Annotated in this window: 12 protein-coding genes, 1 tRNA gene and 1 pseudogene; 10 read left to right on the forward strand and 4 right to left on the reverse strand. The window is 66.5% G+C overall.

Translation table 11 applies throughout. The features are described 5' to 3' along the window. Positions 1-670: undecaprenyl-diphosphate phosphatase (locus VJ655_RS04110; RefSeq protein WP_324109798.1), on the forward strand; the 670-nt coding region annotated here is incomplete at its 5' end. A gap of 43 nt (positions 671-713) precedes the next feature. On the opposite strand, the gene VJ655_RS04115 is transcribed toward VJ655_RS04110, so the two are convergent. Beyond that, positions 714-1,679: a complex I NDUFA9 subunit family protein gene (locus tag VJ655_RS04115; protein ID WP_324109799.1), complete on the reverse strand. Its 966-nt coding sequence runs from the start codon at positions 1,677-1,679 to the stop codon at positions 714-716. Positions 1,680-1,835: 156 nt separating this feature from the next. On the opposite strand from VJ655_RS04115, the gene VJ655_RS04120 reads away from it, so the two are divergent. From VJ655_RS04120 to ptsN, 9 genes and pseudogenes are all read left to right on the forward strand, one after another. Further along, positions 1,836-1,922, forward strand: a tRNA-Leu gene (locus tag VJ655_RS04120). 215 nt (positions 1,923-2,137) lie between these two features. Continuing rightward, positions 2,138-2,755, forward strand: a complete 618-nt coding sequence (locus VJ655_RS04125; RefSeq protein ID WP_324109800.1) for a ribonuclease D — start codon at positions 2,138-2,140, stop codon at positions 2,753-2,755. Then, a pseudogene (lptC, locus tag VJ655_RS04130) lies at positions 2,722-3,386 on the forward strand (LPS export ABC transporter periplasmic protein LptC). The gene VJ655_RS04125 and the pseudogene lptC overlap by 34 nt, the downstream one beginning before the upstream one ends. A 59-nt stretch (positions 3,387-3,445) precedes the next feature. Further along, entirely contained in the window at positions 3,446-4,015 is a 570-nt protein-coding gene (locus VJ655_RS04135; protein WP_324109801.1) for an LptA/OstA family protein, read from the forward strand. A gap of 9 nt (positions 4,016-4,024) precedes the next feature. Next, a complete protein-coding gene (lptB, locus tag VJ655_RS04140; RefSeq protein ID WP_324109802.1) occupies positions 4,025-4,783 on the forward strand; it encodes an LPS export ABC transporter ATP-binding protein in 759 nt (252 codons plus the stop codon). Positions 4,784-4,987: 204 nt separating this feature from the next. Then, positions 4,988-6,487, forward strand: coding sequence for an RNA polymerase factor sigma-54 (gene rpoN, locus VJ655_RS04145; RefSeq protein ID WP_324109803.1), 1,500 nt, complete (start codon positions 4,988-4,990; stop codon positions 6,485-6,487). A gap of 123 nt (positions 6,488-6,610) precedes the next feature. Beyond that, positions 6,611-7,222: an exopolysaccharide biosynthesis protein gene (locus tag VJ655_RS04150; RefSeq protein ID WP_324109804.1), complete on the forward strand. Its 612-nt coding sequence runs from the start codon at positions 6,611-6,613 to the stop codon at positions 7,220-7,222. Between the two features lie 62 nt (positions 7,223-7,284). Continuing rightward, positions 7,285-7,917: a ribosome hibernation-promoting factor, HPF/YfiA family gene (hpf, locus tag VJ655_RS04155; protein ID WP_324109805.1), complete on the forward strand. Its 633-nt coding sequence runs from the start codon at positions 7,285-7,287 to the stop codon at positions 7,915-7,917. Positions 7,918-8,004: 87 nt separating this feature from the next. Then, entirely contained in the window at positions 8,005-8,469 is a 465-nt protein-coding gene (gene ptsN, locus VJ655_RS04160) for a PTS IIA-like nitrogen regulatory protein PtsN (protein WP_324109806.1), read from the forward strand. Positions 8,470-8,507: 38 nt separating this feature from the next. Here ptsN and VJ655_RS04165 read toward each other — a convergent pair whose 3' ends face one another. From VJ655_RS04165 to VJ655_RS04175, 3 genes are all read right to left on the reverse strand, one after another. Next, positions 8,508-8,777 (reverse strand): DUF1150 family protein, encoded by a 270-nt coding sequence (locus tag VJ655_RS04165; protein ID WP_324109807.1) that lies wholly within the window; start codon positions 8,775-8,777, stop codon positions 8,508-8,510. Positions 8,778-8,862: 85 nt separating this feature from the next. Continuing rightward, positions 8,863-9,288, reverse strand: coding sequence for an Hsp20 family protein (locus VJ655_RS04170; protein WP_324109808.1), 426 nt, complete (start codon positions 9,286-9,288; stop codon positions 8,863-8,865). Positions 9,289-9,648: 360 nt separating this feature from the next. Beyond that, positions 9,649-10,209 (reverse strand): recombinase family protein (locus VJ655_RS04175; RefSeq protein ID WP_324109809.1); only part of this gene is annotated, 561 nt, incomplete at its 5' end.

Here is a 10,209-nt window from a genome sequence, read left to right on the forward strand (position 1 = left end):
CATCGTATTGATCCAGCTGGGGGCGATCCTGGCGGTGGTGGCGCTATACTTCCAACGGCTCTGGAAGGTGCTGATCGACCTGCCGACGCGGCCCGAGGCGCGCCACTTCGCGCTCTCGATCCTGATCGCCTTCCTGCCGGCCGTGGTGCTGGGCTTCGCGCTTCACGACTTCATCAAGCAGATCCTGTTCGAAAGCCCGGCCGTGATCTGCTGGTCGCTGCTAGTCGGTGGCGTCGTGCTGCTGATCCTGGATCGCTGGACGCCGACGCCGCGTCATGGCGACGCGATGAAATACCCGCTGCTCACGTCGCTGGGGATCGGCTTCTTCCAGTGCCTGTCGATGGTGCCTGGCGTCTCGCGGTCGGGAGCCACCATCGTCGGCGCGCTGCTGCTGCGCGGCGACAAGCGCTCGGCGGCCGAGTTCAGCTTCTTCCTGGCTATCCCGACCATGGTCGGGGCCTTCGCCTACGACTTCTACAAAAACCGCGACGCCCTGGACGCCGCGCACCTGGGCGTTATCGGCATCGGCTTCGTCACCGCCTTCATCTCGGGGATGGTGGTGATCAAGGTGATGCTGAACTTCGTGGCCAAGCGCGGCTTCGCGCCGTTCGCCTGGTGGCGGATCGCCGTCGGCCTGGGCGGCCTGGCGGTGCTGTACCTGAAGCACTGAGGACGTTTCCCTCTCCCGAAGCGGGAGAGGGAAGAACGGAATCCTAGAACGCTCCCGCCGGCGTCTCGGCGTACTGGCCGCCCTTGCGGTAGCGGTAGAGATACGTCGGGACCACGGCCTCCACGGCGGTGGGAACGACGCCAGCCTCGGCCAGGCCCGGCAGGCCGCCGTCGGCGACGTTGTCGGTCTTCAGCATCTCGACCTGATCGGTGGTGAGCGGCGGCGCGATCGGCAGGATCGAGGCCTGGATGTCGCCCAGCGACCCGATCAACGACGCCACGGGCCAGGGCAGCGCGGCCAGAGGCCGGGCATGGCCGGTCTCGGTCAGCACCAACTGCAGGATCTCGCGCATCGTGTAGACGGTCGGGCCGCCCAGCTCGTAGGTGACGCCGACGGCGGCGGGGCTGGCCACGGCCTTGGCGATCACCGCGGCGACGTCGCCGACGAACACCGGCTGGACGCGGGTGTCGCCGCCGACCAGCGGCATGACCGGGGCCAGGGCGGCGATCTGGGCGAACTTGTTGAAGAACTTATCCTCGACGCCGAACACCAGCGACGGGCGGACGATCGTGGCGCCCGGGAAGGCGGCGCGGACCGCGGCCTCGCCTTCGGCCTTGGTGCGGAAGTATTTCGACTCCGAGTCCGCCTTGGCGCCGATGGCGCTGACATGGACGAGGCGCGCGACGCCGGCCTTGGCGGCGGCCTCGGCGATGTTGCGGGCCGCCATCATGTGGATCGACTGGAATTTCTGACGGCCGCTCTCCCAGAGCACGCCGACCAGGTTCACGCAGGCCTCGGCGCCGTCGAGCGCGCGGGCGACCGAGCTGGGCACGCGGGCGTTGGCCTGGACCACCTCGATCTGGCCGACGTCGCCCAGCATGCGCATGCGATAGGCCAGGTTCGGCTGGCGCACCGCCACCCGTACCCGATAGCCCGCCTTGGCGAGCGCCCGCACGACTTGGCCGCCCACGAAACCGGAGCCGCCGAACACCGTGACAAGACCCTGCATCTTCATTCCTCGTCGCATGCCGATGACGCGGGAATTAGACGACCGCGAGCGGCTTCGCAATGAAATCACGATTTGTCGATTTTTCGCTGTTGACGCGGCCGAACGGTTTCCCTAAACGTCCCGGCCTCGCGGCGACCTAACCGGTTGCGACTGCGGGCCCAGGTGGCGGAATTGGTAGACGCGCTGGCTTCAGGTGCCAGTGACCGAAAGGTCGTGGAGGTTCGAGTCCTCTCCTGGGCACCACCCCCTTACCAAGCTTCTTCGGAAGCGCGGGGTGGCGCCAAGCAATCCTCCGGATAGCTAATCCGTTCATCGTGAGTATAAGTGTCGCGCGCTCATATCGGGTGCGTGATCCGGCGCGTCCATGGCGCGGCGGAAGCGTGACAGCCGAAAGTGGATTCCGGTTTCGGCGGTCGTCACGCGCCAAAACGTGGATATTCGCCGGAGATTTCTGAGACTTGGCCAATTTCGTTCACGAGGGCGACCTGCCCGACGGCGTGTTCGCGGGCGCGAGCATCGTCGCGATCGATTCGGAAACCATGGGCCTGCGCCTGGGCCGTGACCCGCTGTGCGTGGTCCAGCTGTCGTCGGGCGACGGCGACGCCCACGTGGTGCGCCTGGGCCGTCCGGGCTACGACTGCCCGAATCTCAAGGCGTTGCTGACCGATCCGGCCATTCTGAAGCTTTTTCACTTCGGCCGCTTTGATATCGCCATGTTCGAACTCCATCTGGGAGTCGTGACCGCGCCCGTCTACTGCACCAAGATCGCCTCGAAGCTGGCCCGCACCTATACGGACCGCCACGGCCTGAAGGACGTGACGCGCGAACTGCTGGGCGTCGAGCTGTCGAAGGTCCAGCAGTCGTCGGACTGGGGCGCGGCGACGCTCAGCGCCGACCAGGTCGCTTACGCGGCCTCGGACGTGCTGCACCTGCATGCGCTGCGCCAGAAGCTGAACGCCATGCTCGAGCGCGAGGGCCGCATGGCTCTGGCGCAGGCCGCCTTTGATTATCTTCCCCACCGCGCATCGCTGGATCTGGCCGGCTGGGAAGACGTCGACATCTTCGCCCACAGCTGACGGAAGGCGGATGCATCCCACCGCGGTCATGACGGGACGATCGATCAGCGCCGACCTCGAGCGCTGGCGTCGTCGCTCGCGCCGCGTGCTGCTGGCCCGCATCGTCCTGCCCGTCGTGATCAGCGCCTTGCTGCTGGTCGTCATCTCCCAGGTGGGCTGGCGCACCTATATGGCCGCCACCCATCCGCCGGCCGAGGCCAAGACCGAGATCCGGCTGATCACACCGCGCTTCTACGGCCAGTCGACCGATGGGCGCAGCTTCATGATCACGGCTCGCTCGGCGATCCGGGACGACGCCGATCCGCGCCGGATCCTGCTCGACGAGCCGGCCCTGACCCTGGATCTTGGCTCGCCCACGCCGACTCGGATGACCGCCAAGCGTGGCGTCTATCGACAGGACGACTTCAGCTTGAACCTGAAGGACGACGTGCGGCTGGACGACGGGACTGGCTACCGTTTCGCGTCGGAGGAGTCGTTCGTCGACACCCGGACCGGCGACGTCTCGGGCGAGAGCACGCTGAACGGCGAAGGCCCCAGCGGGCAGGTGCAATCGCGCGCATACTCCGTATATGACAAGGGCGACCGCATCGTTTTCCGGGGCGGGGTTCGCGCGCGGCTAGAACGGCAGTAAAGAACGTTAATGGCGCAGGTTCGCTTGAGGCGGCCGCGACGGATGAGGACATGGTTCTGATGAAGCGATGGACGGCTGCGGCGGCGACCGCGTTGATCCTGTCTGGGATTGGGGCCGGCGGCGTGGCCTACGCGCAGCAAGGCGACTCGAGCGCGCCGATCGACGTGTCCGCTGATCAGCAGGAATCGATCAACAGCAAGTGCATCTCGATCTTCCGCGGCAATGTGGAGATCTTGCAGGACCGCTCGCGGATGCGCGCCCAGCAGGTGACGGTCTACAGCGCCAAGCGCGCCGGCTCCGAGAACGGATGCGGCAACGCCCAGCGCCTGGAGGCCGAGGGCGACGTCTATCTCGTCAGCGACAAGCAATCGGCCCGCGGCGACCGCGCCGTCTACACCTTCGACAACAGCATCGCCGTGCTCACCGGCGACGTTGTCCTGGTCAAGGGCAAGGACGTGGCGCGCGGCGACCGGCTGACGGTCAACACCAAGACCAACGACGCCCGGCTTGAATCCAACGCCAAGGGGCGTGGATCGGCCCGCCGGGTCCGGGCGGTGTTCTATCAGGACGACACCAAGAAAACCTCCAGTGACACGCCGGCCGCGGCTGAACAGCCCGCTCAGCGCTAGGACCGTTTCATGACCCTGACCTCCAGCGACATGGACGGCCTGTTCGTCGATTCCGTGGGCAAGTCGTTCGGCGACCGACCGGTCGTCAAGAACGTCTCCTTGCGCCTCAAGCGTGGCGAAGTCGCGGGCCTGCTCGGACCGAACGGCGCGGGCAAGACGACCTGCTTCTACATGATCACCGGCCTGATCGCGGCCGACTACGGCGCGATCTACCTGGACGGCGAAAACATCACCGCCCAGCCGATGTTCCAGCGCGCCCGCCTCGGTGTCGGATATCTGCCGCAGGAAGCTTCGATCTTCCGCGGCATGACGGTCGAACAGAACGTCATGGCCGTGGTGGAAATGCGCCAGAAGGATTCCCGGAAGGCTCGCGAGCAGGTGACGTCGATCCTGGAGGAGCTGCGGATCACCCACATCCGCAAGTCGCCGGCGGTGGCCCTGTCGGGCGGTGAGCGGCGGCGAGTGGAAATCGCCCGCGCCCTGGCCAGCGAGCCGTCCTTCATGTTGCTGGACGAACCGTTCGCCGGCATCGATCCCCTGGCGATCGCCGACATCCGCGAAGTGATCAGCTACCTGAAGGGACGTGGCATCGGCATCCTGATCACCGATCACAATGTCCGCGAGACGCTCGACATCATCGATCGCGCCTCGATCATCCACGCCGGGGAAGTGCTGTTCGAGGGATCGCCTCGCGAGATCGTCGACAATCCCGAAGTTAAGCGCGTCTATCTCGGCGACAGCTTTTCCGACCCCAGGCTGGGTGACTGATCCACGCGGGCGAACGTCCGTCGCGACCTTTCGACGGCTCGGGCGTTCGCACAAGGCCTTATCCGGCAAGGACTATTGACCTGGCACGATATTTGTCCGGGACCGAACGTCGCACCGGCCCGATAATTGCAGGCGTTCGTTAGCCGTTAACCAAACCGCCCGTTCAATGACGATCGAAGTTCATTCGTTCGTCAGGAGGGCGCATTGGCGCTCAGCCATCGACTGGAGCTCCGGCAAGGCCAGGGCCTCGTCATCACCCCCCAGCTGCAGCAGGCCATCAAGCTGCTGCAGCTGTCGAACATCGAGCTCGACGCTTTCGTCGAGGCCGAACTCGAACGCAATCCGCTCCTGCAACGCGACGAAGGGGAGCAGGAACCGGTCGGCGAGGTCGAGGTCGAACGCGACGCCAGCCTGACTCATGTGGACGCCGTGGCGGACACCACGGCCGGCCGTGAAATGGACGCGCCCACGGAAGACGTCTCGCCGGGCGAGCGGGCGACCGGCGACGGCGTCGATCAGGGCGCCGAGCACGCCGGCGGCCAGATCGACTGGTCGCGCGCCGGGACCGGCGGATCTTTCGAAGGCGACGACGGCTACGAGCGCGCCCTGGCCGACACGCCAACCCTGTCGGCCCACCTGCGGGGACAGCTGGTCCAGGCGGCCCTGCCGCCGACCCGTAACGCCATCGCCGAGATCCTGATCGACGCGGTCGACGAAGGTGGCTATCTGCGGCTGGACATCGCCGACTTGGCCGCTCGCCTGGGCTGCGAGCTTGCAATGGTCGAGGAGGTCCTGAGCGTTCTCCAGGGGTTCGAGCCGGTCGGGGTGTTCGCCCGCGACGTGCGCGAATGCCTGGCGCTGCAACTGAAGGACCTGAACCGCTACGACCCGGCCATGGCCGCCATGCTCGACAATCTGGAGCTGCTGGCCAAGCGCGACATGACCGCGCTGCGGCGCATCTGCGGCGTGGACGACGAGGATCTGCGCGACATGGTCGCCGAGATCCGGTCGCTAAATCCTCGTCCAGGCGCGGCCTATCATAGCGAGCCCGCCGAGACCTTGGTGCCCGACGTCATGGTTCGCGAGGGCCTGGGCGGCATGTGGCACGTCGAGCTGAACACCGACACCCTGCCGCGCGTGCTGGTCGACCAGCGCTACCACGCCCGCGTCGCCAAGGGCGCGCGCAGCGACCAGGAAAAGACCTTCGTCGCCGATTGCATGGCGACGGCCAACTGGCTGGTGAAGAGCCTGGACCAACGCGCCAAGACCATCCTGAAGGTCTCCAGCGAGATCGTGCGCCAGCAGGACGGTTTCCTGGCCTTCGGCGTCGAACACCTGCGGCCGCTGAACCTGAAGACCGTCGCCGACGCCATCGGCATGCACGAGAGCACCGTCAGCCGGGTGACCTCGAACAAGTACATCGCCACCCCGCGCGGCGTGTTCGAGCTGAAGTTCTTCTTCACCTCGGCCATCCAGTCGTCGGAAGGCGGCGAGGCCCATTCGGCCGCCAGCGTCCGTCACAAGATCAAGGGTCTCGTGGACGCCGAGAAGACCGAGGCCGAGGTCCATTCCGACGACCGCATCGTCGAGATCCTGAAGGCCGCGGGTGTCGATATCGCGCGCCGAACCGTGGCCAAGTATCGCGAAGCCATGCGCATTCCGTCGTCCGTCGAGCGGCGGCGGCTGATGAAGGAAGCGGTCTGACCGCGACGGACCTCCGTGGAAAACAGCCGTTGAACCCGTCGGCGATCGAATTCGCTCGCACTTTTGGCCAGCGCGGCCTAATCGCCTTCCGCGCGTTCCTATGCCGGGCGTGACGAGGAATCGATGAGCGAGAAAAGCCTGGCGGACGTGATCGAGGGATTTGGCGAGGACGCCAGCCCGACATTGACCGTCGGCGAGATGCTGGACGCCTTCGACAGCCGGGCCTTCGGGGCCATGCTGCTGGTCTTCGGCCTGCTGAACACCCTGCCGCTGCCGCCCGGCTCATCCACCATCCTGTCGCTTCCGATCCTGTTCCTGGCCCCCCAGATCGCCATGGGCGCCGACCACCCCTGGCTGCCTCGCCGCCTGACCGAGAAGCCGCTCAAGCGTGACGAACTGCGCGGCCTGTTCCGGCGCCTGGCTCCGATCGTGCGGAGCATGGAGCTGATCACTCGCCCGAGGCTGCGACCAATGTTCGCACCGCTGGGCGAAAGAGCGGTCGGCGTGGTCTGCACCCTGCTAGCCCTGGTGCTGGTTCTGCCGATCCCGTTGGGCAACCTGGCGCCTGGCGCGACCGTGGCGATCCTGGCCCTGGCCTTGCTCCAGAGAGACGGCGCCCTGGCCCTTGTCGGCTATCTGATGGCCCTGTTCAGCGGGGCTCTGCTGTTCGTCAGCGCGCATGTCGTGATCATGGCCGTGCACAAGCTTATCCGCGTATTTTCAGGTCTTCTCTGAAGGCTCCTTAAGGGCCTATCGCACCGCTTGACACCCGTTCAGGACAGGCGCGTTGTATCGGTATGCAAGTCCAAGTTTCCGGCAAGCATGTCGACGTTGGCGAGGCTCTGCGAGCGCGAGTCTCCGACGAAATCGCCCTAAGCATCGGCAAATACTTCGATCGCGGCGGCGCAGCCGAAGTGGTCGTGAGCAAGGATGGCTACGCCTTCCGTGTCGATTGCTCGGTAAAGCTGGCCTCGGGCCAGCAGCTGATCAGCCACGGGTCGGGAGGTGACGCCCACGCCGCCTTCGACGCGGCCCTGGCCAAGATCGACACCCGAATCCGACGATACAAGCGCCGGCTGAAGAGCCACTCGGCCGCGGCGACGGCCAAGCAGGTCGAGAACGCCGCGATGTTCGTCCTCCGGGCCCCCGACGCCGAGGGCGCCGAGGATCATGACTGGGATGTGGATATCGACCACCCGACGGGCGCGCCCGCGGCGATGGTCATCGCGGAAACCCAGGCCGCGCTCAAGACAATGACTGTTTCCATGGCTGTCATGGAACTGGACTTGACCGGCTACCCGGCAATCGTGTTTAGGAACGCCGCCCACGGCGGATTGTCCGTGGTCTATCGGCGTCCAGACGGAAATATCGGCTGGATCGATCCCGAACGCACGAAGTCGCTGAACGGGCACGGGTCTCCCGCGAGCTAACTGGACCGTGTCGGGCCCGGGGGCGTCGTCGGCGGACACGCGGCGACGGCGCCAAGGCGGTCGACAACGAGCGAGCGTTAGAAGTCCATGACCATTGGCGATCTTCTGGATCCGGGAGCGGTGGCGCTGCGCGCCGGCGCGCCCGGCAAGCGCCAGGCGCTTTCGTTGGTGGCCGACGTCGCCGCCCGCGTCCTGGGCGTCGACGCCGACGCAACCCTCGAAGGACTGATCGAGCGCGAGGCGGCCGGCTCCACCGGCGTGGGCGAAGGGGTGGCCATCCCGCACGCGCGTCTCGATGGGCTGGATCGCATGCGCGCGGTCGTCGTCAGGCTTGACACGCCCGTCGCGTTCGACGCCCTGGACGACAAGCCCGTCGACCTTATCGTGGCGTTGTTGGCGCCGCGGGACGCCAGCGCGCTGCACCTGCGAGCGCTGGCGCGTGTGGCGCGGCTGCTGCGTCAGCCCGAAGTCCGCGCGGCCCTGCGCCAAGCGCGCTCGGCCGACGCGATCTACGTGTTGCTGACCCAGGAAACGGCCGGCGCCGCGGCCTGACGGCCGCGATCTGACCTCCGCGATCCCAGCCTCTCCGATCAGTGCACCGACACGGGCGCCAGTTCATGGGCCAGGGCGGCGGCGATGGCGGTGTCGCGGTCGATCATGACAGCCAGACGCGCGCCATCGGCGCGGCAGACCGCATAGAGGGTCTGGTCCGGCGACAGATTGAAATCCTGCACGCCTTCGGGGACGTCAGCGAGGATTTCGGCGGCCTTGATTGGCCGCACATAGACGAGGTCGGGCGCGCCAAGGGCCGCGAAAGCCTCGCTCGTGAAGAGCACGCTGTGGTGGGTGTTGGGCGTCATGATGACCACCTCCTTCATTTAGGGAACGCGCCTTTCTCCGGCCGGTTCAGAGCCGGGTCGGCGAGAGGCGAGTTCCGCGCGGCGTTCAGCCCGCGCTACGGATCGGAATTCTCTTGATCAGGCGCTCGGGTTCGGGCCTGGCGAGGTCGATGTGCAGGAGGCCGTGTTCCAGCGTCGCCGCGGTCACCTCCATGCCCTCGGCGAGGACGAAGGTGCGGACGAAGCCCCGGGCGGCGATCCCCCGGTGCAGGAAGGCCCGCTCGGCCTCCGAACGACCGTCGGCGCTGTCGCGCTTGCCGGCGACGACCAGTTGGCCGCCCTCGACCGTCACATGCAGCTGTTCAGGTGAGAAGCCCGCGACGGCCAGGGTGATGCGCACGCCATTCTCGGCCTGCTCGACATTGTAGGGCGGATAGCTCTCCGCCGCGGCCTTGGCGGCGCGCTCTATCAGGTCTCGGGTGTGTTCGAAGCCCAACAGAAACGGGCTGTCGAACAGGATCGTCCGGGTCATCGCGAAGTCCTCGCTCAAGCGACTTCGTTCGCGGAGACAAACCCGAGGATCGGCGCAAATCCCCACGACACGGAACCAGAGATGGCGACCGTGGACGGAGGGTTCAAGAGGGCGTGGGGAGGTGTGGCGCCCAGACCCAGAAACAGGCCCGGAAATGGACAAGGCCCGGACGTTTCCGTCCGGGCCTTGATGGTGGAGCTAAGCGGATGCTCAGCAGCGTTGGCGGACGCTTGGTCGTGACCGTCTTGGACGGTCTGCGATTCAGCGTTCGGGTGCGCGTCGTTGGACATCTGGAACTCGTCGACTCGGATGATGGCCAAGGCTGGAGAACCTTGGTGGCCCCGGTCAACGGATGTCCGGTCAGGCTGGCTCGACGCTGGCGCCACGGTCGGGAACGGCCCCCATCGAGCGTTTAATGCGCTGGACGCTGGCGGTGGACACGCCGGTAGCCCGGGCTACCGCACGGATTGACCGTCCGGCCCGCAGGCCCTGCTCGACCTTTTGGACGCGGATCGGCGGGATGGTTGGCCGACCGAGCCGAACGCCTTTGGACCGTGCGCGTTCGAGGCCGGACATCACTCTCGCCCGGATCATGGAGCGCTCGAACTCCGAGAAGACCGACAATAGCCCGAAGACCATGCGGCCGTGGGTCGAGGTCGAGTTCAGCGCCTGCTGGTGGAGGAACAGGTCACAGCCATGAGCCTGTAGTTCTTCGAGGAAGGCGACCAGATCGGAGAGGGAGCGTCCCAGACGGTCCACCGACCATGCAGCGACCATGTCCACCTCACGCCTCGCCACGGCCTTCAGGAGGGCGTCATAGCCCGGCCTTTGCGACCTCCCCTTGGCGCCGCTGATCCCCTCGTCTGCGAACGTGTGGACGATGGTCCATCCCGACCGTTGGGCGACCTCGGTCAGGGCGAT

This window comes from Caulobacter sp., from assembly GCF_035254145.1.
Lineage (GTDB): Bacteria > Pseudomonadota > Alphaproteobacteria > Caulobacterales > Caulobacteraceae > Caulobacter.